Here is a 21,075-nt window from a genome sequence, read left to right on the forward strand (position 1 = left end):
AGCACTGGCAGCCGGCCGACGATCCGTCGGTCAGTCGTGGAATGCTTCCACGAACTTCCGCTTGCCGAGCATGAAGGCGTCGGCCACGTGCCGTAGCGGTGCGAGGTCGACATCCGACTTGCCTGCCTTGATGATCTCTGCGAAGCGCCGGTAGAGCGCCGGATATTCCTCTTCCGGAGCGGAGAATTTCAGTTCGCCGTTGACGGAAAGCTTCGATCCGCCTTCCGCAAGCTCCATCTTGCCGGCTGCCGTCTCGGCAATGATGTCCCAACTCTGTTTGCCGGTTTGGCGCCAGTCGAATTCGCCGTGAACCGGGACATCGTCGGCATTCTTGAAATGCATGTCGGCCGCAATCGGCGCGTCGCGGTTTTCCGGAAACTCCAGCGTGGCGCTCGTCAGGAAGATCGCCCTCGGCAGGATATGGGTGACGATTGACAGCGCATTGATACCCGGATCGAAAACGCCGAGCCCGCCCGGCTGCCAGATCCAGTCCTGATTCGGATGCCAGTGGCGCACGTCCTCCTTCCAGATGACGTGGACGCTTTCGATCTTCGTCGAGGCGAGGAAGGCCTTCGCGGCCTCGACCGCAGCCGCATAGCGCGAATGCCAGCTTGCAAAAAGCGAGACGCCTCTTTCGGCGGCCAGCGCTTCAAGGTCGGCGACCTCGCTCAGGGTCGCGCCCGGCGGCTTTTCGAGGAAGACGTGCTTGCCGGCAGAAAGCGCCTTATGGGCTGCCTCGTAGCGATATTGCGGCGGCATGCAAAGCGACACGGCGTCGATATCAGGCACGGCGTCGAGCATGGCCTCGATGCTTGTGAAGCTCTGGATGCCGTCGACGCTGCCGTGGCGGCTTGCCGTCGCGATAAGCTTGAAATCCGGATTCTTGGCGATCGAGGGGAGGTGCTGGTCGCGGACGATCTTGCCGACGCCGACGATGGCGAGGTTGATGGGTGACATGGCTGAAGCTCGCGTTCGGTGTTTCGCTCAAAAGTATGATTTATTGGGCGGTGTTTTATCAGAATGTTACCGCCGGGCAAGCGGCCTTGTCACGTGCAGATCGAAAAGGCGCGACACTCAGCCCGCCATGGCGTCCTCATATTCGGCAGAAAGCTCCAGCCACTGTTGTTCGGCGGCTGCGAGCTTTGCGGCTGCCTCGCCACGCTGCTTGGCTTTCTCGCTGGCCTTTGCCGGCGCCTTTTCGTAGAGCGCCGGATCGGCAAGCTCCGCATCGAGCTCCTGAATCTGTTTCTCCAGCTTTGCCGTCAAAGATTCGATTTCATTGATCTTTTTCCTGAGCGGCGCGAGCGAGGCGCGCTTGCCGGCATTCGCCTTGCGCTGCTCCGCCTTGGAGGAGGGCTCTTCGCTCAGATCAGGCCTTTCGTCTTTTTTTTTGCCCGAAGAGACGACGAGATTGCGGTATTCCTCCATATCGCCCTCGAAATTCGAAACCGTGCCGTTGTTGACCAGCCAGAGACGGTCGACCGTCGCCTCGATGAGATGGCGGTCGTGCGAAATGAGGATGACGGCGCCATCGTAGTCGTTAAGCGCTTCTATCAAAGCGCGGCGGCTGTCGATGTCCAGGTGGTTGGTCGGCTCGTCGAGAATGAGAAGGTTCGGCGCGTGGAATGCAGCAAGCCCCATCAGCAGGCGGGCCTTCTCGCCGCCAGAAAGATCCTTGGCGGCGGTCGACATCTTTTCCGTCGAAAGCCCCATCTGCGCCACGCGGGCGCGGACCTTGGCCTCGGGCGCTGCGGGCATCAGGCGGCGCACATGCTCGACCGGCGACTCGTTGGGGACGAGATCGTCGAGTTGGTGCTGGGCGAAAAAGCCGATCTTCAGGCTCGGTGCGAGTTTGATGTCGCCGCTTTCGGCCGAAAGTCGGCCGGCGATGAATTTTGCGAAGGTCGATTTGCCGTTGCCGTTGGAGCCGAGCAGCGCGATGCGGTCGTCGTTGTCGATGCGAAGGCTGATGTTTTTGAGGATCGGCTTGCCCGATTCGTAACCGACGGCACCGCTCTGGATGGCGACGATCGGCGATGCCGGCTGCTTTTCCGGTTCCGGGAAAGTGATCGGCTGCACATGATTTTCGATCACCGCGGCGACCGTGCCCATGCGTTCCAGCGCCTTGACGCGGCTCTGCGCCTGGCGCGCCTTGGAGGCCTTTGCCTTGAAGCGGTCGATGAAACTCTGCAGATGTTTGCGCGCGGCCTCGTTCTTGGCCTTCGCTTTCGTCTGCAATTCGTCGGCTTCCGCCTTCTGCCGCTCGAATTGGTCGTAGCCGCCGCGGTAGAAGGTCAGCTTCTTCTGGTCGAGATGGACGATCGAATTGACGGCATTGTTCAGAAGGTCGCGGTCATGGCTGATGATGATGACCGTGTGCGGATAGCGCCGCACATAGTCTTCCAGCCAGAGCGTACCTTCGAGGTCGAGATAGTTCGTCGGCTCGTCGAGAAGCAGCAGATCGGGTTCGGCAAAGAGCACTGAGGCAAGGGCCACGCGCATGCGCCAGCCGCCGGAGAAGGCCGAGGCCGGGCGCTGCTGGGCATCCTGGTCGAAGCCGAGGCCGGCAAGAATGCTTGCCGCCCGCGCCTCTGCCGAATGCGCATCGATATCGACAAGGCGCATCTGGATTTCCGCAATCCGGTGCGCATCGGTCGCGATCTCGGATTCGACAAGCAGCGCGGCGCGCTCCTTGTCGGCGGACAGCACGATCTTGATCAGTGAATCTTCCGTGCCCGGTGCTTCCTGCGCCACCTGGCCGATGCGGGCGTTCTTCGGTATGGAAACTGAGCCCGTTTCTGCGCCGAGATCGCCGGTGATGATCCTGAAAAGCGTAGATTTGCCCGCGCCGTTCCGCCCCACAAGGCCAGCCTTCGTGCCCGCCGGAAGCGTCACGCTGGCATTGTCGAGGAGAAGGCGCCCGGCGATGCGGGCAGAAATGTCGGTAATTGTGATCATGCGCGGCGTTTTGGCCGAAAGCCGCGATCAAGGCAAGACCGTGGCGGCAACCTCGTGAATGTCGATCCGAGATACACGTCCGTGACCTGCTGCGAATGCGGGGTCGAGGGACAAGGGAAACCGCGAAAACCAAGCGAAGTTCCTCTGCCTCTCCTGCCGACAGGCAGACCATGCCGACGTCAACGCGGCGGTCAACATCCTGGCGGCCGGAACACGGCCATCGAAGGCGGTTAAACCCGTCTCCCGAGAACGCGAAAGGGCGACCTGAGCCGCCCCTGAAAATCTCCGTCCTTTCGGGCGGGGAAGATGTCAAGAGTTGGTTCGAGCGCTGCCTTGATCTGTATGAAGGCAGGGGCCGCACTATGACAACGGCGTGAAATTGCCGCGTCCCCCTTGTTTTCGGGGCTAGGGGCGGATAAAGACCGCCCACTTTTCCCGCTAAACCAGAGGATTTGACCCAATGGCGATTGAACGCACCTTTTCGATGATCAAGCCGGACGCAACGAAGCGCAACCTGACGGGCGCTATCACCAAGATGCTGGAAGATGCGGGCCTGCGCGTCGTTGCTTCCAAGCGCGTTTGGATGAGCAAGCGCGAAGCTGAAGGCTTCTACGCCGTTCACAAGGAGCGTCCGTTCTTCGGCGAACTCGTCGACACCATGACCTCCGGCCCGACCGTCGTGCAGGTTCTCGAAGGCGAAAACGCAATCCTCAAGAACCGCGAAATCATGGGTGCGACGAACCCGGCAAACGCTGACGAAGGCACGATCCGCAAGGTGCACGCCCTTTCGATCGGCGAAAACTCCGTTCACGGCTCCGACGCTCCGGAAACGGCTGCGCAGGAAATCAAATACTGGTTCTCCGACACCGAAATCGTCGGCTGAATCGGAATTTCAGCCGAGAGGCTGAAGCCTTTGAGATGTTTCTGAAAGCCGGTGCTTCGCTCCGGCTTTTTCGTTATGCGGCAGGGCACTTGTCTGTATTGCTGAAGTCCGTCGTTCCGTCCGGCTTGAAGACATCCGGGTTCTGCGTATAGAGCGGCCCGACGACCAGCGGCTTGCTCGGCAGGATCGATTGATCGACGTCCGAGACCAGTTGTGCCTTCAACTCCTGCAGCGTCGCCCCCTCGGCATCGACGAGACGGATCTTTACGGAATAAGGCCTATCCTTGCGGATGCAGTGTACTTTTGGGCTCTGGAGGGTGATCTTGTCCCAGGCCGGATAGATCTTCTCGGTGAGCACGATTGGGTCGCCGCCGGCCGGGTTCTCGAATTCCGCGATCGCCACCGCGCCATCGGGAATGGCTGCAGTCTTCTTCAACGTGACGAGGTAGGTCGCGCTTGCGACGCGGTAGTTGAACACGAAAATATGGCCGCTCACTTCGACCATCTTCTCCATCTCGCGCTGGCAGCCGGCGAGCAGCGCGGCGCTCAGCGCCAGCGCCGTGATAACCTTGATCTTCATGTCGCGTCCTCTTTCTTCCGGCGGTAGTGCCGGCTTGCCTTGGCGCGGTTGCCGCAGACGCCCATGTCGCACCAGGCACGGCTTTTGTTCTTGCTGCGGTCTATGAACAGCCAGCCGCAATTGCGGCATATCTTCAAGCGCTCCGCATCAGGCATCGCGATCAGGCGAAGCACCGAATGCGCGGTCGCGGCGTCGAGCCCGTTGGGCCGGGCATTGCGGAGGGTTACGGCAAGTTTTCCAAGCAGGTCCGCGAGAAGTCGATCGTCATTGCCTGTCAAAACCCGTTGCCGGAAATAGCGGTCCGTCGCCTCGCGCAGCGCGATGAAATTCGGCCTGTCTTTTGGCGCCACCGGCAGAACTTCCCTGAAAAGTGCGCGCTCGGCGCAGAATTCCGCAGCCGCATGCGGAAAGCTCGTGAACTGTTCATCCGCCGCAAAGCGGTCGATGCTGCGCGCTATATCATGACGCAGAATGACGCTGTTGGCGACATCCAGCGCCAGCGCGCCGCCAGAGAAACGATGTGCGGTCCAGGCAAAGATCATAAAGAAAATATAACTGGTAAAATAGGTTTTGCCAGTTATTATTTGCAGAGGATCCGGAGTTTCCTGATGGGTTATCTATTGCAGCAGCTGGCAAACGCGGTGCCGTTGGCAGCGCTCTACGCCGCGCTTGCCTTTGGCTATGCGCTTGCCTTCGGCGTCACCAAGCGCGCCGATATCACCTATGGTGCGGTCTTCGCTTTCGCGGGACAGATCCTGCTGCTGTTCACCGATTTCGCCTATAACCGCCTCTGGCTGGTCCTGCCCGCATCGCTCGCGATCGGCGCCGTCATGTCTTTCGTCTATTCGCTCGGCGCCGGCTTCTGGATCGGCCGCTCCGTCATGCAGCCGCTCGTGCGACGCTCACCGAACACGGTCATCGTCGCAGCCCTCGGCGTGACCATCCTGCTCATGGAGACGGCGCGGTTGGCCTCCGATACGCGGGAGCTCTGGCTCTCGCCCTTCCTCAACCGCACCGTCGTTTTCTGGAGCGACGCATCCTTCAAGGTGACGCTGACCTATATCCAGCTTATCAATACCGGGCTGATGTGTGCGCTGATCGCGGTCGGCGGCCTGGTGCTGCGCCGCAGCGCCTGGGGTCGCGTCTGGCGCGCAGTGACGGACGATCCGCTCGCCGCTGAACTCTGCGGCGTCAGCGCAATCCGCGTGTTCCTCGCTGCCTATGTGGCGGCCGTCTTCATCGCCACCTGCTGTGGCATCCTGACGACCTTCTATTATGGTTCGATGGATTTCGGTGCGGGTCTGCTCTTCGGCCTCAAGGTGCTGATGATCGCCGCTGCCGGCGGCTATTCCGATCCGCTGAAATCCGCAGGCGGTGCAGCAGGCATCGGTTTTGCCGAAACCCTCTGGACCGCCTACGGCCCGTTCCTCTGGCGGGATTTCGTCATCTTCTCGCTGCTCGTCTTCCTGCTGGTGCTGAGCCGGCGCGAGCGCGCCATTCCGTGACTACTTCCACTTGTCGCGCGCAGCGTCGTCTGCGTCCTTGGCAGAGACCCAATCGCCTGCCGAGCCATCCGTGCCATGTTCCCTCTTCCAGAAGGGCGCGGAGGTCTTCAGATAATCCATGACGAAGTTCGCGCCGTCGAATGCCGCCTGCCTGTGCGGCGCCGCGGCAATCACCAGCACGATATTTTCCCTTGCGGCGATTCTTCCGAAGCGGTGGATGGCGGTGAGCCCAAGCAGGCCAAAACGCTCGATCGCCAAATCGGCGATGCGCGTCATCTCCGCCTCGGCCATGCCCGGATAATGTTCCAGTTCCAGCGCTGCCAATGTGCCGCCTTCGTCGCGGCAGAGGCCGGAGAATGTCACGATCGCTCCAACGCCGGGCGCGGCCTTTTTCAGCCGGTCGACTTCAGTCTGCATGTCGAAATCTTCGCGCTGGACGCGGATGGTGGGGGCTGGGCTCACGTCATGCTTCCCCTTTGCTGATGTACGATGACCTCAAAACGCACTCCCTCATCGCTGTGCTTGTCACAGGCAGCGGGTGCGCCCAATGCCTTGGGAGCGAAAGAAGTTCTTGCAAGACAAAGAGAGTCCTTCACGGCAAGGACGCGCCGTGGCTCGATTCCGGTGACAAGCGCAGGAATGACGGAGAAGCGTGGGGCAGCCGTCTCCATAGGCAGTGTTTCCATTTGTCTTCTCGGAAACGCGAGCGTGCGTCCGTCATCCGTCACCCGCCCGTCATCGGCGGAAAAATCCCGATCTCCCGGGCATTGCCGACCGGTTCGTCGTGTTCGGCGTGTTCCTGATCGAGCGCCACGCGGATGACGTTTTCGTATTGAAGCGCCGTTTCGTACTCTTCGCCCAGGGTCTTCAAGTGACCGAGAAGATCGGCAACGGTGACGACGGAGGCGGGAAGGGCGATGTCTTCCTCACTCTTGCCGATCCGTTCCCGCACCCAGGCAAAATAGACAAGACGCGTCATTCTTCGTCATCCACGATATGCTTCAAGCCGGCGCGGAAATAGTCATAGCCGGTATATATGGTCAAAATGGCCGCGATCCAAAGCAGGCCGATGCCGATCTGCGTCGTATAGGGAAAAATCTCGTCGCCCGCAGGACCGGCAAGCAGGAAGGCGATAGCCACCAGTTGCAGCGTCGTTTTCCATTTGGCGATCCGTGTGACGGGAACGCTGACCTTGAGGGCGGCGAGATATTCCCGCAGTCCCGAAACGAGGATTTCGCGGCACAGGATGGTGATTGCCGCCCAGATCGACCAGCCGGCGATTGTCTGATCCGCGGCAACCAGGAGCAGGATCGAGGCGACCAGAAGCTTGTCGGCGATCGGGTCGAGCATGCGGCCGATATTCGAAGTCTGGTTCCAGATGCGCGCCAGATAGCCGTCCAGGAAATCGGTGAGAGAAGCGATGATGAATATCCAAAGGGCGACCCATCGCGCCGTGTTGCTGATCGCAAGCCGTCCCTCGACAAAGAAGCACAGGACGATCAGCGGTACCGCGAGAATGCGGCCGTAGGTCAGCAAATTGGGAATATTATACGCGCGCGATGCCATGAAACCGTTCTCTGAATTTATGTGCTTGTAGATGACGGGTTTGACCGCAAGCCGTCAACATTCTTTCTGTTTTTCTGCCGCCTTTGCGTGGAATTTGCGACCGTAGCCGCCTATTTCGCGGCATCGTCGTGAAAATGGTTATAGACCTGCTTTGCGACCGTTTCGGAAATGCCCTCGACTGCCATGAGATCGGAAAGCGCTGCCCGCGAAACGGCCTTTGCGGTGCCGAAATGCTGCAGCAGCGCCCGCTTGCGCGACGGGCCGATGCCGCCGATCTCGTCGAGCGGGTTCTTCACCATCTCCTTCTTGCGTCGCGCGCGATGCGAGCCGATGGCGAAGCGGTGGGCTTCGTCCCGCATGCGCTGGATGAAATAGAGCACGGGATCGCGTGGCGGCAGCGTAAAGCTTTCGCGCCCCGGCGGGAAGAAACGCTCGCGCCCCGCATCGCGGTCGACGCCCTTGGCAACGCCGATGGCAATGACGCTGTCCGAGATGGCGAGTTCCTCGAGGATGGCGCGCACCGCCGTCATCTGACCCTGGCCACCGTCGATCAGGATCACGTCCGGCCAAACAGGGAAAGGCAGATCGGCGGCCTCAGCGCTCGATACCGTCTGCGTCCGGTCCGGAATGCCTTCCTCCTTGATGAGCCGCGAAAAGCGCCGGGTCATCACCTCGCGCATCATGCCGAAGTCGTCTCCGGGCGTGATGTCGGTCGATTTGATGTTGAACTTGCGGTACTGGCTCTTCACGAAGCCTTCTGGCCCCGCCACGACCATGCCGCCCACGGCATTCGTGCCCATGATATGCGAGTTGTCGTAGATCTCGATCCGCTGCGGCGCATAGGGTAGACCGAACGTTTCCTTGAAGCCCTCGAGCAGGCGCGATTGCGAAGCAGTCTCGGCGAGCTTGCGGCCATGTGCCTCGCGGGCATTGGCAACGACATGGTCGACCAGATCGCGCTTTTCGCCGCGCTGCGGCACCAGGATCGAAACCTTGTGCCCGGTCTTTTCGCCGAGCGCTGCCGCCAGCAGCGCCATTTCATCGACGGTTTCCGACAGCATGATCTGCTTCGGCACCGGCTTGTCGTCATAGAACTGCGCGAGGAAGGCATTCAGAACCTCGGCGCCCGAAAGCTGCGGGTCGGCCTTTGGGAAATAGGCGCGATTGCCCCAGTTCTGGCCGGTGCGAAAGAAGAAAACCTGGATGCAGGAAATCCCGCCCTCGTGGTGGATCGCAAAGACATCCGCCTCCTCGACGCCTGCCGGATTGATGCCCTGATGGCTCTGGACGTGCGACAGCGCGGCAAGGCGATCGCGATAGATCGCCGCACGCTCGAAATCGAGATCTTCGGCGGCGGCGTTCATTTCCTGCGCCATGTGCGCCTTCACCTTCTGGCTTTTGCCGGAAAGGAAATCCTTCGCCTCCTGCACCAGTTGCGCATAGCCTTCGTCGCTGATCTCCCGGGTGCAGGGGCCAGAACAGCGCTTGATTTGATAAAGCAGGCAGGGGCGCGTGCGCGTCTCGAAAACGCTGTCCGTGCAGGTGCGGATCAGGAAGGCGCGCTGCAGCGAATTGATCGTGCGGCCGACTGCGCCGGCGGAAGCGAAGGGACCGAAATAATCGCCCTTGCGGGCGCGGGCGCCGCGATGCTTGAAGATCGAGGGGGCGCGATGATCGCCGGTGATGAGGATATAGGGAAACGACTTGTCGTCGCGCAAAAGCACGTTAAAGCGCGGCCGCAAGCGCTTGATCAGATTCGCTTCCAGGAGCAGCGCCTCGGTCTCCGTGCGCGTCGTCACGAATTCCATATGCGAGGTCAGGCGGACCATCTGCGCGATGCGGTTGGAATGGACCCGGCCCATCGCATAGTTGCCGACGCGCTTCTTGAGGCTGCGCGCTTTGCCGACATAGAGCACGTCGCCATCGGCATTGAACATGCGGTAGACGCCGGGGCTGTTCGGCAGCCGCTTGACGAATTCGCCGATCAGTTCCGCGCCGGCAAGCCCGCTCTCGTTGCCGCCGCCTTCATTCCAGTCGATCGCAGCCGGAAGCGGCGAGGCGGAAAGGTCGCTTTCCACCTCGATATCGTCTTCGTTTTCATCGGTTTCATCATAAAGAACACCGCCATCGGGCAGCTTCTTGGCATTCATTCCTTGATCTCCAGCACATCCGGCGTCTGCCACGCGAGATGCTGGCCGCCGTCGAGTGCAATCATCTGACCCGTGATCGAAGGCGTCTCGAACAGAAAACGAATCGTCCGGCCGAATTCCTCCAACGCAGGTCCTTGCTTCAAGATAAGGGCTGCGACCTGCGCTTGGAAGTCTTCCTGCAACTGCCGTTCGCTTGGCATCGAGGGGCCAGGCCCGATGGCGTTGACACGAATCTTCGGAGCAAGCGCCTGCGCCATCGTCTGTGTTGCGGTCCAAAGCGCCGACTTCGACAGGGTGTAGGAATAGAAGCTCGGCCGCAGCGCCCAGACGCGTTGGTCGATGACATTGACAATGAGGCCAGTGGACTTTTCCGGTAGCTGGGCGGCGAATTGGGCGGCGAGGATCGACGGCGCCCGGACATGCACGGCGAAATGCTCGTCCCAGACACCGGCATCCATCTTTCGCACCGAATCTTCGCGGAAGACGGAGGCATTGTTGACGAGCAGATCGATGGGACCAAGCCGGTCTGCGGCCCTTTTTACCAGGGCTTCCGTCTCGTTTATTTTCGTGAGGTCGCCTTGCACTACGACGGCGTATTTGCCTTTTTGCCGCAATTCCGCCGCAACCGCCTCCGCCTCGTCGATCGAGCTATTGGCATGAATGGCAACGGAAAAGCCGTTTTCCGCCAAATCCTCGACTATCGCCCGGCCTATTCTCTTGGCAGCCCCGGTTATGAGCGCGGCCTTAAGTCTTTTCTCGTTCAAAAGCGTGCCTTCTGGTCCCGCGAGTCTAAGTGCGTTTCTATATAGGGGCAGGCACAGACTATATAAATAGGGTGTCACGATTGCCTTTGTGGCAGACCTATTCTATGTATTATTTGAGAAATAAATTTCTTAGAATAAGTATTGACAATTTAACCCATCGTTATGGTTAACAAATATTCTGTTGCTCTATAGCAACATCAAATTTCAGCCGCTTCGCTGCCTCAATCATTTCACAATTTGGCTCTCTCAAATCCGCAATTGCGCTCCACTTTCGACCTCGATCCGAGAGGGACATCTTGTAATTTCTCGCGAATGCTTCGGCGTAGGACAGTCACGAAGGGCGCGAGATCGAAAGGAGAAATGAGTATGCGTACATTTATTGCTAGTCTGATGGCGTCCGCCTTCGTGATCGCCGGCTTTTCTGCCGCCAACGCCGCCGATGCAGTCGACCAGGTTCCGGAAGCTCCGGTAGCACAGGCCGAGCCGGCCGCTCCGGCAGGTAACTGGGAAGGCTTTTACCTCGGCGGCGCGGGCACCTATAACAAGGGCAACTTCGGTGCAGACCGCGACGGTTACGCGATGGGCGGCCAGCTCTACACGGGCTACAACTGGCAGAGCGGCCAGATCGTCTACGGTGTCGAAGCCGATCTCGGTTATTCCGGCCTCGACAGCACGTCTGACGGCATCACCAACAAGAACCGCTTCAACGGCTCCGTTCGCGGCCGTGTCGGTTACGACCTGAACCCGTTCCTGCTCTACGCCACGGCTGGTGCCGCTGCGGCGAACAACAAGGTCAGCGGCTTCGGTCAATCCGATACCAATACGGCTTTCGGTTACACCGTCGGCGCCGGCGCTGAAGCTATGGTGACGAACAACATCACGGCACGTGTCGAATATCGCTTCAGCGACTATCAGAACAAGGACTTCGATCTCGGCGCCACGAACGTATCCCGCGGCTATGACGAACACAGCGTCAAGGTCGGTATCGGCGTCAAGTTCTAAGTCTGCCGAACACATCTAATGAAAGCCGGGCCTCGCGCCCGGCTTTTTTGTTTCTCAGCCGTGCGGCTTGAGTTCCTGATAGGCAGGAAATTTCTTCTCGAATTTGCGTGCCCAGTCGATCAGTTCCGGATGTTCGGCTTCCCACTGGCCCTTGAAGCGCAGTTCCAGATAGCCGATCGTCGCAGCAAGCGCGAAGTGCCCGCCATTCAGCCTCCGGCCGATCTTCGGTGGATGCGCGCTGATGTGGTTCAGGCCGCTGACGGCCTTCTTCCACTGCCGGTCGATCCAGGGCTGGTGCACCTTCTCCTCGTCGCGGAAGCGGCGCTCGTAAACGATCGCCAGCAGGCAGTCGCAGATGCCGTCGCAGAGTGCTTCCAGAATTTCGGCATCGGTTCGCTTGCCGTTCTTCGAAGGGTAGAGCTTCGTGTTCTTGAGCCGCCCGAAATAATGCATGATCGCCACGCTGTCGAAGACCGAAACCCCTTCGTCGGTCAGAAGCGTGGGGATTTTGCCGAGCGGGTTGTTGTCGACGAGGATTGCCGGGCCGGCATTGGTATCGACACGGATTTCGGTGACGCCGAGTTCCAGATAATGCGCAGCCATCAGCACCTTGCTGGAATAGGGCGATGTCGGGGAGCAGAGCAGCTTCATGTTTCACCTCGAAAGCGGTTTCGGTGCGGACAAATTTCGCACGTGCAGCAAGCGGTCAATCGGCGTTTCCGGTCTTCGCTTCGCCACGCAGCCAGAATGCGCGCTGTGAGGCGAACCGATCTTGGGCGAGATGATCCTTGAGCGCCGGCAGCAGCGCGTGCAACTCGTCCTTCAGCGTGAAGGGCGGGTTGACGATGATGAGACCGGAGCCCGTCAACCCGGTAACGCTGCGGTCGCTGCGCACGCTGAGTTCAGCGCACAGCATCTTCGGAATTTGGGTCGCCTGCAGCGCCTCGTGAAATTCCTTGATGGGAGCGCCCCTCTTCAGCGGATACCAAAGGCAATAGGTGCCGCCCGGAAACCGCCGGTGGGCCCTCGCCAGGCCGTCAACTAGACGCTCGTATTCGCCGTCCTCCTCGAATGGTGGATCGACAAGCACGATGCCGCGTTTTTCCTTCGGCGGCAGATGCGCGCCGAGCGCCAGCCAGCCGTCGAGCTCGGTGATGCGGGCATGGTGATCGCCTTCGAACAGCCGGTGAAGGCGGATATAGTCCTCCGGATGCAGTTCCATCGCCGAAAGCCTGTCCTGTGGGCGAAAGAGCATGCGCGAAAGCTTCGGCGAACCGGGATAGAAGCGCACGCCGCCATCCGGGTTGAGTTCCCGGACCGCGGAAAGATAGGGCTCGAGCAGTCCGGCCACCTGCGGCGCAAGCTCGGCCTCCATGATCCTGCCGATGCCGTCCTGCCACTCGCCAGTCTTTTGCGCCTCTTCCGAGGAGAGGTCGTAAAGCCCGACGCCGGCATGCGTGTCGAGCACTCGGAAAGCGCCGTCCTTCTTCTGCAGATAGCGGATGAGACGCGCCAGAACGGCGTGCTTCAGCACATCGGCAAAATTGCCCGCGTGATAGATGTGGCGGTAGTTCATTTTCGCTGATGCCTGTTATGAATTCATGTCATAGCCGTCATTTCCGGCTTTTGGCGGATGACGGCTTGGAATATAGAAAAGCCATGAACATTGCGACCCCCATTCACGCCAAATCCGCCGATCCCGGCAAGAAGGTCGGGCACACCGCGTGTCCGCACGACTGTCCCTCCACCTGCGCGCTGGAAGTGGAGATTGCGGAGGACGGCCGCATCGGCCGTGTGCGCGGTGCCAACGACCACACCTATACGTCCGGCGTCATCTGCGCCAAGGTCGCGCGCTATGCCGAACGCCTCTACCATCCGGACCGGCTGATGCACCCTCTGCGCCGCATCGGCGCGAAAGGCGAGGGGCGCTGGCAGCAGATTTCCTGGGACGAGGCTCTGGACGAGATCGCCGAAGCCTTCATGAAGGCCGAAGGGAAGGATGGCAGCGAGGCGGTCTGGCCTTACTACTATGCCGGCACCATGGGCTGGGTGCAGCGCGACAGCATCGAGCGCCTGCGCCACGCCAAACGCTATTCCGGCTTCTTCTCGTCGATCTGTACCAACCCGGCCTGGACCGGCTTCACGATGGCGACGGGCACGCTCCGCGGTCCCGATCCGCGCGAGATGGGTCGCACCGATTGCGTCGTCATCTGGGGTACGAACGCGGTCGCGACGCAGGTTAATGTGATGACGCATGCGATTAAGTCGCGCAAGGAACGCAGCGCGAAGATCGCCGTCGTCGATATCTACGACAATCCGACGATGAAGCAGGCCGACATGGCGCTGATCGTCAGGCCTGGCACCGATGCGGCGCTCGCCTGCGCCGTCATGCACATCGCCTTCCGCGACGGCTACGCCGACCGGGCCTATATGGCAAAATATGCCGACGATCCGGCAGGTCTCGAAGCGCACCTCAAGACGAAGACGCCGGAATGGGCGGCCGCGATCACCGGTCTCTCGGTGGATGAGATCGAAGCCTTCGCAAAGCTCGTCGGTACGACGAAGAAAACCTATTTCCGCCTCGGCTACGGCTTCACCCGCCAACGCAACGGCGCGGTCGCCATGCATGCCGCAGCCTCGATCGCCACCGTGCTCGGCTCCTGGCAGTATGAGGGCGGCGGCGCCTTCCATTCGAACAGTGACATCTTCCGCATGAACAACGCGGAGCTGACCGGAAAATCGATGAAGGATCCGGATATCCGCATGCTCGACCAGTCGCAGATCGGCCGCGTGCTGACGGGCGATGCCGCATCACTCCGCCATCGCGGACCGGTCACCGCCATGCTTGTTCAGAACACCAATCCGATGAACATCGCGCCTGAGCAACGCCTTGTGAAGGGCGGCTTTGCGCGGGGCGATCTCTTCGTGGCCGTACACGAGCAGTTCATGACCGAGACGGCGGAAATGGCCGATATCGTCATTCCCGCCACGATGTTCGTCGAGCATGACGACATCTACCGCGCCGGCGGCCAGAACCATATCCTGCTCGGCCCGAAACTCGTCGAACCGCCGCCGACGGTGCGCGCCAACCTTTTTGTCATCGAGGAACTCGCAAAGCGCCTCGGCGTTGCGGATCAGCCAGGCTTCGGCTTTAGCGCCCGGGAAATGGTTGACCGCATTCTCGAAACAAGCGGCCTGCCGGACTACGATCACTTCCTCGAGCATAAATGGTTCGACCGCCAGCCTGACTTCGAAGACGCGCATTTCCTCAACGGTTTCGCGCATACGGACGGCAAGTTCCGCTTTCGGCCGGATTGGGCGAACCAGCCGGCGCCTAACCGTCCACCGGAATCCGTCGGCTTGCTCGGCCCGCATCCCGAGCTGCCGGCTTTTCCCGATCAAGTGGATGTCATCGAAATGGCCGATGCCGAACATCCCTTCCGGCTGGCAACCTCGCCCGCGCGCAACTTCCTCAATTCCAGCTTTTCCGAAACAAAGACGTCGCGGCAGAAGGAGGGGCGTCCCGAACTGATGATCAATCCGCAGGATGCCGAGATAAACGGCATTGCCCACGGCGATCTCGTCCAGATCGGAAACCGGCGCGGCGAGGTGCGCCTGCACGCCCACGTCACGACCGAGGTCAAGCCGGGCGTTCTGATCGCCGAAGGCTTGTGGCCCAACAAGGCGCATGTCGACGGCGAGGGCATCAATGTGCTCACCGGCGCAGACCCCGTTGCGCCCTATGGCGGTGCGGCGGTCCACGACAACAAAGTCTGGCTGCGCAAGGATGCCGTATGACGAAGTTCGCGAAGGCAAGGGCGGAGGTCGTCGGGGAAACGACGCTCGCGGAGGGCTGGACGCGGCTGAGCGTTTATAAGCTCGATTACACGGATTCGAACGGCCTTACCCATCGCCTCCATCGCGAGGTCTATCACCGCACGCCGGCCGCGACGATCCTGCTCTACGATCCGAAACGCGGCTCCGTCGTACTCGTCAAACAGTTCCGCCTGCCGCCCGATCTTCGGGGCGAGCCCGCCTTCATGATCGAAACGCCGGCCGGCCTTCTCGACGGCGAGGAGCCGGAAGCAGCGATCCGCCGCGAAGCGATGGAAGAGACGGGCTTCCGCGTCCGCGACGTCCGGTTCCTCTTCAGGGCCTACAGCTCGCCCGGTTCGAACAGCGAAGTCGTGCATTTCTTCGCCGCGCCGATCGATACGTCCGACCGCGTCTCGAACGGCGGTGGCCTGGCCGAAGAGCATGAGGATATCGAAGTGCTGGACGTGCCGCTGGACACGGCAATCGCCATGATCGAAAGCGGCGATATCCGCGACATGAAGACGATCATCCTGCTGCAATGGGCGGCGATGAAGAGGGATAGCTTGATCTAATCGACATTTTTTCCCAGGACCGTTGATCTTTCGGCAGTCGACCGGTTGGATCGATGACCCTCACCTGATACGCAAGCGTGCTCGACCATTTCCAGAGTACGAGATTGATGGTCGTTTCCGCACGATGGGCAAAGGACGGCACGAGCAGGGCCGACATATTTTTCATGCAGCTCATCAAGTATTGTGAAAGTGCTTTGGGTTGGTTGTCGCAGCAGCATCCAAGTTCATACCGCTGTCACGAATCCCGCCTAAGCGCTGCAGTTTATCAAATCATGGAATGCCGTCAGGAGAGTGCCTATGTGGCTCAGCAATTTCACGCTCGTTCTTCCCGAAGAGGTGGTGAGCCGGGGCGCAATCCGGATCGAGGACGGGGCGATTGCCGAGATACGGTCGGAGCCGGTCGGCAATGCCGCGATCGACGGCGGCGGGCGGTTGCTGATGCCGGGTTTCGTCGATCTGCATGGCGACATGGTCGAGCGCGAGATCGCGCCGCGCCCGAACGCCATGATGCCGATTGATTTCGGCATCCATGAACTCGACAAGAAACTCGCGGCCGCCGGCGTGACGACGGCTTTTGCGGCGATCTCCTTTGCGACCGAGAGCGTCTACGGCTATGTCCGCTCACTCGAAACAACAGGTGCGATCATCGAGGGGATCAACCGGCTCAAGCACGATCTGCTGATCGACCATCGCGTCCATGCGCGCTATGAGATCACCAATCTGGGTGCCGCGCCCGCGCTTGAAAAGCTGCTTGAAGCCGGTCATATCGATATGGTGTCGCTGACCGACCATACGCCGGGGCAGGGGCAGTACAACAACATCCAGAGCTACATATTGAGCATCGCCGAGCGCCGGGCGATCTCCGAGGAAATGGCAGCGGAAATGGTCGCCAAGCGCATTGCCATGCGCAGCAATCCGGAGATCGAGGCAAAGCTGAAGGAGATCGTCGCCCTCTCGCTCAAGGGGAAGCTGTCGCTTGCTTCGCACGATGACGATAGTGCTGAAAAGGTCGCCGAGATGCATGATCTCGGTGTGACGATCAGCGAGTTTCCGGTCACGCTACCAGCTGCCGTGGAGGCCCGCCGCCGCGGGCTCTGGACGCTTATGGGAGCGCCCAATGCGCTTCGCGGCCAGTCAATGTCGGGCAATCTGAGTGCGCTCGATGCCGCCAAGGCCGGGCTACTGACGGTGATTGCTGCCGATTATCACCCGGCGGCTTTCGTGCCCGGCATCTTCAAGATCGCCGAGTACACCGCAATGCCGGCCGCGGTCGCCATGGCGACCAGGAATGCCGCCCGTTCCGCAGGTCTGACGGACCGCGGCGAGATCGCCGTCGGTCAGCGCGCCGATCTGGTCGTCGTCGAGCCGGGCGATGTGCACCGCATCCGCGCCACCTTCTGCGGCGGACGCTTCGTCTACAGCGACGGCACCTTGCATCAGCTTCGGGCGCTCGTTGCCTGAAGGATCAGGCGATCAGGGAAATGATGTGATTGGCATTGGGGCGGGCGGATATCTCTGCGCCCACCGCCCTGCCGCCTTCCATCCGCACCTTGCCTTCGGCAAAGAGCCGCAGCGCTTGCGGATAGAGCTGATGCTCGACCGTGAGGACACGCGCGGCGAGCGTCTCGGCGGTATCGCCGGACAGAACCGGTACGGCGGCCTGTCCGATCGCCGGCCCTTCATCCATGCCTTCGGTCACGAAATGCACCGTGCACCCTGCGATCCGCATGCCGGCGTCGATGGCGCGCTGATGCGTGTGGAGGCCCGGGAAGAGCGGCAGAAGGGAAGGGTGGATGTTGATCATCCGGCCCTCGTAACGTTGGATGAATCTCGCGCTCAGAAGCCGCATATAGCCCGCAAGGCAGAGAATATCCGGCGAGAGCCGGTCGAGCGCTTCAAAGATCGTCGCCTCGTGGGCTTCCTTACTGGCATAATCCTTGCGAACGAAAGCGAACGTGGAAATGCCTTCCGCGGCGGCTTTCGCAAGGCCGCCCGCATCCGCCTTGTCGGAAATCACGCCGACGATTTCAGCGGGAAAGTCCGGAGCTTTCGCTGCCGCGACGAGCGCCATCATGTTGGAGCCGCCGCCGGAAATGAAGACGACGACGCGTTTGCGCGGCATGGTCATAGAGCGAGCGTGCCCTTGTAAACCGTTCCCGGCGCACCTTCTGCGCGGCCGATTATCCGGCCGAGCGTGATGATCTTCTCGCCTTCCGATTCCAGGAGGGCGGTCACCGCAGCGGCATTTTCAGCCGAGACGACGGCGATCATGCCGACTCCGCAGTTGAAGGTGCGCAGCATTTCCTTCGCCTCGACGCCACCCGTCTTGGCAAGCCAGGAGAAGACCGGCGGAACCTTGACCGCGGCAAGATCGATCTCGGCGGCAAGATGCTTAGGCAGCACGCGCGGGATATTTTCGGGGAAGCCGCCGCCGGTGATGTGCGCCAGCGCCTTGACGGCGCCGGTTTCGCGGATCGCCTTCAGAAGCGGCTTCACATAGATGCGGGTCGGCGTCAGCAGCGCTTCGCCGAGAGCCGTGCCTTCGGCGAAAGGCGCCGGCGCCTCCCAGCCGAGACCCGAAAGCTCAACGATCTTGCGCACCAGCGAAAAGCCGTTCGAGTGAACGCCGGAGGAGGCGAGGCCGAGGATGATATCGCCCTCGGCAATATCGCCTGCAGGCAGAAGCTGGCCGCGCTCGGCGGCACCAACGGCAAAGCCTGCGAGATCGTAATCGCCGGAAGAATACATGCCCGGCATTTCCGCCGTCTCGCCACCGATCAATGCACAGCCCGCCTCGCGGCAGCCGGCAGCAATACCGCCGACGATCGCCGCACCCTGTTCCGGATCGAGCTTGCCGGTCGCGAAATAGTCGAGGAAGAAGAGCGGCTCAGCACCTTGCACGACAAGGTCGTTGACGCACATGGCAACGAGGTCGATGCCGACCGTTTCGTGGTAATCCGCGTCGATGGCGATCTTCAGCTTGGTGCCGACGCCGTCATTGGCGGCGACGAGAACCGGATCGGTGAAGCCGGCGGCCTTGAGATCGAACAGGCCGCCGAAGCCTCCTATTTCGCCATCGGCGCCAGGCCGCCTCGTGGAGCGTACGGCAGGCTTGATCTTCTCAACCAGAAGATTTCCGGCATCGATATCGACGCCTGCGTCGCTATAGGTCAGGCCGTTTCTTCCAGACTGGCTCATGCTGATCTCCGATGGCTGGTTCGGGCGGTATAATGGACCGCGTCACATGCGGGTCGCAATTGCATGAGAGTGCGCTTTATGCAAGGTGGCGATGGAGAAAAGCCCCAATTTCCCGCTCTTTCCATAGGGGAGGGCTGGATTTTCCGCCGCAGGGTTGACCATCTTCCGGCCCGCATCCTATGTGCTTCGAGTAGCGGCGCGAAAAGATTGCGTCACGGGCGGACGAACGGGGAAAGCGATGCCACATCAGGTCAGCGGAGCAAGTCTCAAACGGCAGGTCTTCTTCTGGCTGGGCGTGCTCGTCTTCTTCATCGTCTTTCTCTATATCTTCAGCTCCATCCTGCTGCCCTTTGTCGCCGGCATGGCGATCGCCTATTTCCTTGATCCCGTGGCCGACCGTTTGCAGCGTCTGGGGCTCAGCCGCCTGATGGCAACAATCGGCATCCTGGTCGCCTTTGTCATCATCTTCGCGCTCGCCCTGATGATCCTCATTCCGGTCCTGATCAATCAGTTCAACGATTTCGCCCAGCGGCTCCCCGGATATATCAGCCAGCTGCAGGCCTTCATCGCCAATGTACAGGATTCCGTGCTGCCGGGTTGGATCAGGAACCAGCTCGGCACGATCAAGGACAATTTCTCCGGCATATTGTCGGAAGGCATGGGCTTCCTGACCGGCCTCTTTGGCCAGATCTGGAATTCCGGCAAGGCCATCGTCGACGTCATCTCGCTGCTGGTCGTGACGCCGGTCGTTGCTTTTTACATCCTGCTCGACTGGGACCGCATGATTTCCAAGGTCGATCAGTGGATTCCGCGCGATTATGTCAGCGACGTTCGCCAGATCGCTCATGAGATCGATCAAGCGATCGCCGGCTTCATTCGCGGGCAGGGCTCTCTCTGCCTGATCCTCGGAATCTACTACGCCGTCGGTCTGTCGCTCGTCGGCTTGAACTTCGGCCTGCTCATCGGACTCTTTGCCGGCATGATAAGCTTCATCCCCTATGTCGGCTCGCTGGTCGGGCTGGTTCTTGCGGTCGGCGTGGCGCTCGTTCAGTTCTGGCCGGATTATCTCTGGGTCGGCGCCGTGCTCGTTGTCTTCTTCAGCGGCCAGTTCCTGGAAGGCAATATCCTGCAGCCGAAACTCGTCGGCCACAGCGTCGGACTTCACCCGGTCTGGCTGATGTTCGCGCTCTTTGCGTTCGGCGCGCTCTTCGGCTTCGTCGGCCTGCTCGTTGCCGTGCCGGCCGCTGCCGCCGTCGGCGTCCTTGTCCGCTTTGCGCTCTCGCGCTACCTTCAGAGCGATCTTTATGCGGGCCGTTCGCAACCTGCCGACGCCCGGAAGACAAAAGCCGAATCCAAATGAACGACGTGAAGCGCAAGGCGGGGGAACAGCTACCGCTGGTCTTTTCCCATGATGCGGCAAGCGGCCGGGACGACCTGCTGGTCTCCGACCGGCTGAGCGCTGCGGTGACCATCATCGACGCCTGGCCGCAATGGCCGTCGCCGGTCGTCATTCTGGCCGGGCCGGTCGGTTCCGGAAAGTCGCATCTTGCAAGCATCTGGAAAGAGCATAGCGGTGCCGTCAGCATCCATCCGAAGCGAGGATCGGATGCCGCCGTTACTGCGGCAAACGGGCCTGTCCTTTTCGAGGATGTCGACCGCCTCGGCTTCGATGACACCGAACTTTTTCACGTCATCAACAGCGTGCGCGAAAACGGCAACAGCCTGTTGATGACGAGCCGCCTGTGGCCGATGTCGTGGCCGGTGGAGCTTGCCGACCTGCGCTCGAGGCTCAAGGCTGCGACCGTCGTCGAAATCGGCGAGCCGGACGAGGAATTGCTGTCGCAGGTTATCGTCAAGCTCTTCTCCGACCGGCAGCTTAATATAGATGACAAACTCGTCCTTTATATCGTGAACCGGATGGAGCGGTCGCTGAACGCGGCCCAGACGATCGTCGAAAGGCTCGACCGGCTGGCCCTTGCACGGGGCACGAAAATCACCCGGTCTCTCGCTGCCGAAGTGTTGAATGAATTGGGTAATTCGGCGTCGTCCGATTGACTGTCACAGTTCCGTCGTGAAACTGA

General features: G+C 60.7%; 21 protein-coding genes. 8 read left to right on the forward strand and 13 right to left on the reverse strand.

Features of this window, described 5'->3' with window-relative positions; translation table 11 throughout:
• Positions 1 to 30: 30 nt before the first annotated feature.
• Positions 31 to 957, reverse strand: coding sequence for a Gfo/Idh/MocA family oxidoreductase (locus ISN39_RS04885; RefSeq protein WP_194729351.1), 927 nt, complete (start codon positions 955 to 957; stop codon positions 31 to 33).
• 117 nt (positions 958 to 1,074) lie between these two features.
• Positions 1,075 to 2,958: an ABC-F family ATP-binding cassette domain-containing protein gene (locus tag ISN39_RS04890; RefSeq protein WP_194729352.1), complete on the reverse strand. Its 1,884-nt coding sequence runs from the start codon at positions 2,956 to 2,958 to the stop codon at positions 1,075 to 1,077.
• A 460-nt stretch (positions 2,959 to 3,418) separates the two neighbouring features.
• Between ISN39_RS04890 and ndk the strand changes: the two genes are divergently transcribed.
• Positions 3,419 to 3,841 carry a nucleoside-diphosphate kinase gene (ndk, locus tag ISN39_RS04900; RefSeq protein ID WP_022714709.1) on the forward strand — a complete coding sequence of 141 codons (423 nt, stop codon included), beginning with the start codon at positions 3,419 to 3,421 and terminating at the stop codon, positions 3,839 to 3,841.
• Between the two features lie 73 nt (positions 3,842 to 3,914).
• Here ndk and ISN39_RS04905 read toward each other — a convergent pair whose 3' ends face one another.
• Positions 3,915 to 4,421: a hypothetical protein gene (locus ISN39_RS04905; RefSeq protein ID WP_194729353.1), complete on the reverse strand. Its 507-nt coding sequence runs from the start codon at positions 4,419 to 4,421 to the stop codon at positions 3,915 to 3,917.
• A complete protein-coding gene (locus ISN39_RS04910) occupies positions 4,418 to 4,963 on the reverse strand; it encodes a CGNR zinc finger domain-containing protein (protein ID WP_194729354.1) in 546 nt (181 codons plus the stop codon). The genes ISN39_RS04905 and ISN39_RS04910 overlap by 4 nt, the downstream gene beginning before the upstream one ends.
• 66 nt (positions 4,964 to 5,029) lie before the next feature.
• Between ISN39_RS04910 and ISN39_RS04915 the strand changes: the two genes are divergently transcribed.
• A complete protein-coding gene (locus ISN39_RS04915) occupies positions 5,030 to 5,926 on the forward strand; it encodes a branched-chain amino acid ABC transporter permease (RefSeq protein ID WP_074067263.1) in 897 nt (298 codons plus the stop codon).
• On the opposite strand, the gene ISN39_RS04920 is transcribed toward ISN39_RS04915, so the two are convergent.
• The 5 genes from ISN39_RS04920 to ISN39_RS04940 all read right to left on the reverse strand — a co-directional run bounded on the left by ISN39_RS04920 (position 5,927) and on the right by ISN39_RS04940 (position 10,406).
• The gene (locus ISN39_RS04920) at positions 5,927 to 6,388 is read right to left on the reverse strand and encodes a molybdenum cofactor biosynthesis protein MoaE (protein WP_194729355.1); all 462 of its coding nucleotides are present in this window, start codon (positions 6,386 to 6,388) and stop codon (positions 5,927 to 5,929) included. It abuts the gene before it with no gap.
• A 262-nt stretch (positions 6,389 to 6,650) separates the two neighbouring features.
• A complete protein-coding gene (moaD, locus tag ISN39_RS04925; RefSeq protein ID WP_039844473.1) occupies positions 6,651 to 6,905 on the reverse strand; it encodes a molybdopterin converting factor subunit 1 in 255 nt (84 codons plus the stop codon).
• A complete protein-coding gene (gene pgsA, locus ISN39_RS04930; RefSeq protein ID WP_022714716.1) occupies positions 6,902 to 7,492 on the reverse strand; it encodes a CDP-diacylglycerol--glycerol-3-phosphate 3-phosphatidyltransferase in 591 nt (196 codons plus the stop codon). The genes moaD and pgsA overlap by 4 nt, the downstream gene beginning before the upstream one ends.
• A 110-nt stretch (positions 7,493 to 7,602) precedes the next feature.
• The gene (gene uvrC, locus ISN39_RS04935; protein ID WP_194729356.1) at positions 7,603 to 9,642 is read right to left on the reverse strand and encodes an excinuclease ABC subunit UvrC; all 2,040 of its coding nucleotides are present in this window, start codon (positions 9,640 to 9,642) and stop codon (positions 7,603 to 7,605) included.
• Positions 9,639 to 10,406 (reverse strand): SDR family oxidoreductase, encoded by a 768-nt coding sequence (locus tag ISN39_RS04940; RefSeq protein WP_194729357.1) that lies wholly within the window; start codon positions 10,404 to 10,406, stop codon positions 9,639 to 9,641. The genes uvrC and ISN39_RS04940 overlap by 4 nt, the downstream gene beginning before the upstream one ends.
• Positions 10,407 to 10,772: 366 nt before the next feature.
• On the opposite strand from ISN39_RS04940, the gene ISN39_RS04945 reads away from it, so the two are divergent.
• Positions 10,773 to 11,408 carry an outer membrane protein gene (locus ISN39_RS04945; protein ID WP_074067274.1) on the forward strand — a complete coding sequence of 212 codons (636 nt, stop codon included), beginning with the start codon at positions 10,773 to 10,775 and terminating at the stop codon, positions 11,406 to 11,408.
• Between the two features lie 54 nt (positions 11,409 to 11,462).
• Here ISN39_RS04945 and ISN39_RS04950 read toward each other — a convergent pair whose 3' ends face one another.
• Together ISN39_RS04950 and ISN39_RS04955 are read right to left on the reverse strand one after the other, a co-directional pair.
• On the reverse strand, positions 11,463 to 12,059 hold the full coding sequence (locus ISN39_RS04950; RefSeq protein WP_194729358.1) for a glutathione S-transferase: 597 nt from the start codon (positions 12,057 to 12,059) through the stop codon (positions 11,463 to 11,465).
• Positions 12,060 to 12,114: 55 nt separating this feature from the next.
• Positions 12,115 to 12,984: a 23S rRNA (adenine(2030)-N(6))-methyltransferase RlmJ gene (locus tag ISN39_RS04955; protein WP_194729359.1), complete on the reverse strand. Its 870-nt coding sequence runs from the start codon at positions 12,982 to 12,984 to the stop codon at positions 12,115 to 12,117.
• 83 nt (positions 12,985 to 13,067) lie between these two features.
• Here ISN39_RS04955 and ISN39_RS04960 point away from each other — a divergent pair, with 83 nt between their 5' ends.
• The 3 genes from ISN39_RS04960 to ISN39_RS04970 all read left to right on the forward strand — a co-directional run bounded on the left by ISN39_RS04960 (position 13,068) and on the right by ISN39_RS04970 (position 17,257).
• Positions 13,068 to 15,206 (forward strand): molybdopterin oxidoreductase family protein, encoded by a 2,139-nt coding sequence (locus tag ISN39_RS04960; RefSeq protein ID WP_246763278.1) that lies wholly within the window; start codon positions 13,068 to 13,070, stop codon positions 15,204 to 15,206.
• Positions 15,203 to 15,796: an NUDIX domain-containing protein gene (locus tag ISN39_RS04965; RefSeq protein ID WP_194729361.1), complete on the forward strand. Its 594-nt coding sequence runs from the start codon at positions 15,203 to 15,205 to the stop codon at positions 15,794 to 15,796. The genes ISN39_RS04960 and ISN39_RS04965 overlap by 4 nt, the downstream gene beginning before the upstream one ends.
• A gap of 297 nt (positions 15,797 to 16,093) precedes the next feature.
• Positions 16,094 to 17,257: an alpha-D-ribose 1-methylphosphonate 5-triphosphate diphosphatase gene (locus ISN39_RS04970; protein WP_194729362.1), complete on the forward strand. Its 1,164-nt coding sequence runs from the start codon at positions 16,094 to 16,096 to the stop codon at positions 17,255 to 17,257.
• Between the two features lie 4 nt (positions 17,258 to 17,261).
• On the opposite strand, the gene purN is transcribed toward ISN39_RS04970, so the two are convergent.
• Together purN and purM are read right to left on the reverse strand one after the other, a co-directional pair.
• Positions 17,262 to 17,924, reverse strand: a complete 663-nt coding sequence (gene purN, locus ISN39_RS04975; RefSeq protein ID WP_074067283.1) for a phosphoribosylglycinamide formyltransferase — start codon at positions 17,922 to 17,924, stop codon at positions 17,262 to 17,264.
• On the reverse strand, positions 17,921 to 18,994 hold the full coding sequence (gene purM, locus ISN39_RS04980; protein WP_194729363.1) for a phosphoribosylformylglycinamidine cyclo-ligase: 1,074 nt from the start codon (positions 18,992 to 18,994) through the stop codon (positions 17,921 to 17,923). Before purM ends, purN begins: the two co-directional genes overlap by 4 nt.
• A gap of 238 nt (positions 18,995 to 19,232) precedes the next feature.
• On the opposite strand from purM, the gene ISN39_RS04985 reads away from it, so the two are divergent.
• Positions 19,233 to 20,354 (forward strand): AI-2E family transporter, encoded by a 1,122-nt coding sequence (locus tag ISN39_RS04985; protein ID WP_074067286.1) that lies wholly within the window; start codon positions 19,233 to 19,235, stop codon positions 20,352 to 20,354.
• Positions 20,351 to 21,049 carry a DnaA regulatory inactivator HdaA gene (gene hdaA, locus ISN39_RS04990; RefSeq protein ID WP_074067288.1) on the forward strand — a complete coding sequence of 233 codons (699 nt, stop codon included), beginning with the start codon at positions 20,351 to 20,353 and terminating at the stop codon, positions 21,047 to 21,049. Before ISN39_RS04985 ends, hdaA begins: the two co-directional genes overlap by 4 nt.
• Positions 21,050 to 21,075 lie beyond the last annotated feature (26 nt).

The sequence above is a fragment of the Rhizobium sp. 007 genome (assembly GCF_015353075.1).
In the GTDB taxonomy this organism is placed as follows: domain Bacteria; phylum Pseudomonadota; class Alphaproteobacteria; order Rhizobiales; family Rhizobiaceae; genus Rhizobium.

Excerpts from the sequence above, each read along its gene's own strand:
- ISN39_RS04890 (WP_194729352.1), bottom strand. The coding sequence starts at position 2,958 with ATGATCACAATTACCGACATTTCTGCCCGCATCGCCGGGCGCCTTCTC.
- ISN39_RS04970 (WP_194729362.1), top strand. The coding sequence starts at position 16,094 with ATGTGGCTCAGCAATTTCACGCTCGTTCTTCCCGAAGAGGTGGTGAGC.
- pgsA (WP_022714716.1), bottom strand. The coding sequence starts at position 7,492 with ATGGCATCGCGCGCGTATAATATTCCCAATTTGCTGACCTACGGCCGC.
- ndk (WP_022714709.1), top strand. The coding sequence starts at position 3,419 with ATGGCGATTGAACGCACCTTTTCGATGATCAAGCCGGACGCAACGAAG.
- ISN39_RS04965 (WP_194729361.1), top strand. The coding sequence starts at position 15,203 with ATGACGAAGTTCGCGAAGGCAAGGGCGGAGGTCGTCGGGGAAACGACG.
- ISN39_RS04910 (WP_194729354.1), bottom strand. The coding sequence starts at position 4,963 with ATGATCTTTGCCTGGACCGCACATCGTTTCTCTGGCGGCGCGCTGGCG.
- purN (WP_074067283.1), bottom strand. The coding sequence starts at position 17,924 with ATGACCATGCCGCGCAAACGCGTCGTCGTCTTCATTTCCGGCGGCGGC.
- ISN39_RS04960 (WP_246763278.1), top strand. The coding sequence starts at position 13,068 with ATGAACATTGCGACCCCCATTCACGCCAAATCCGCCGATCCCGGCAAG.
- ISN39_RS04915 (WP_074067263.1), top strand. The coding sequence starts at position 5,030 with ATGGGTTATCTATTGCAGCAGCTGGCAAACGCGGTGCCGTTGGCAGCG.
- ISN39_RS04950 (WP_194729358.1), bottom strand. The coding sequence starts at position 12,059 with ATGAAGCTGCTCTGCTCCCCGACATCGCCCTATTCCAGCAAGGTGCTG.
- hdaA (WP_074067288.1), top strand. The coding sequence starts at position 20,351 with ATGAACGACGTGAAGCGCAAGGCGGGGGAACAGCTACCGCTGGTCTTT.
- ISN39_RS04885 (WP_194729351.1), bottom strand. The coding sequence starts at position 957 with ATGTCACCCATCAACCTCGCCATCGTCGGCGTCGGCAAGATCGTCCGC.
- ISN39_RS04945 (WP_074067274.1), top strand. The coding sequence starts at position 10,773 with ATGCGTACATTTATTGCTAGTCTGATGGCGTCCGCCTTCGTGATCGCC.
- purM (WP_194729363.1), bottom strand. The coding sequence starts at position 18,994 with ATGAGCCAGTCTGGAAGAAACGGCCTGACCTATAGCGACGCAGGCGTC.
- ISN39_RS04905 (WP_194729353.1), bottom strand. The coding sequence starts at position 4,421 with ATGAAGATCAAGGTTATCACGGCGCTGGCGCTGAGCGCCGCGCTGCTC.
- ISN39_RS04985 (WP_074067286.1), top strand. The coding sequence starts at position 19,233 with ATGCCACATCAGGTCAGCGGAGCAAGTCTCAAACGGCAGGTCTTCTTC.
- uvrC (WP_194729356.1), bottom strand. The coding sequence starts at position 9,642 with ATGAATGCCAAGAAGCTGCCCGATGGCGGTGTTCTTTATGATGAAACC.
- moaD (WP_039844473.1), bottom strand. The coding sequence starts at position 6,905 with ATGACGCGTCTTGTCTATTTTGCCTGGGTGCGGGAACGGATCGGCAAG.
- ISN39_RS04955 (WP_194729359.1), bottom strand. The coding sequence starts at position 12,984 with ATGAACTACCGCCACATCTATCACGCGGGCAATTTTGCCGATGTGCTG.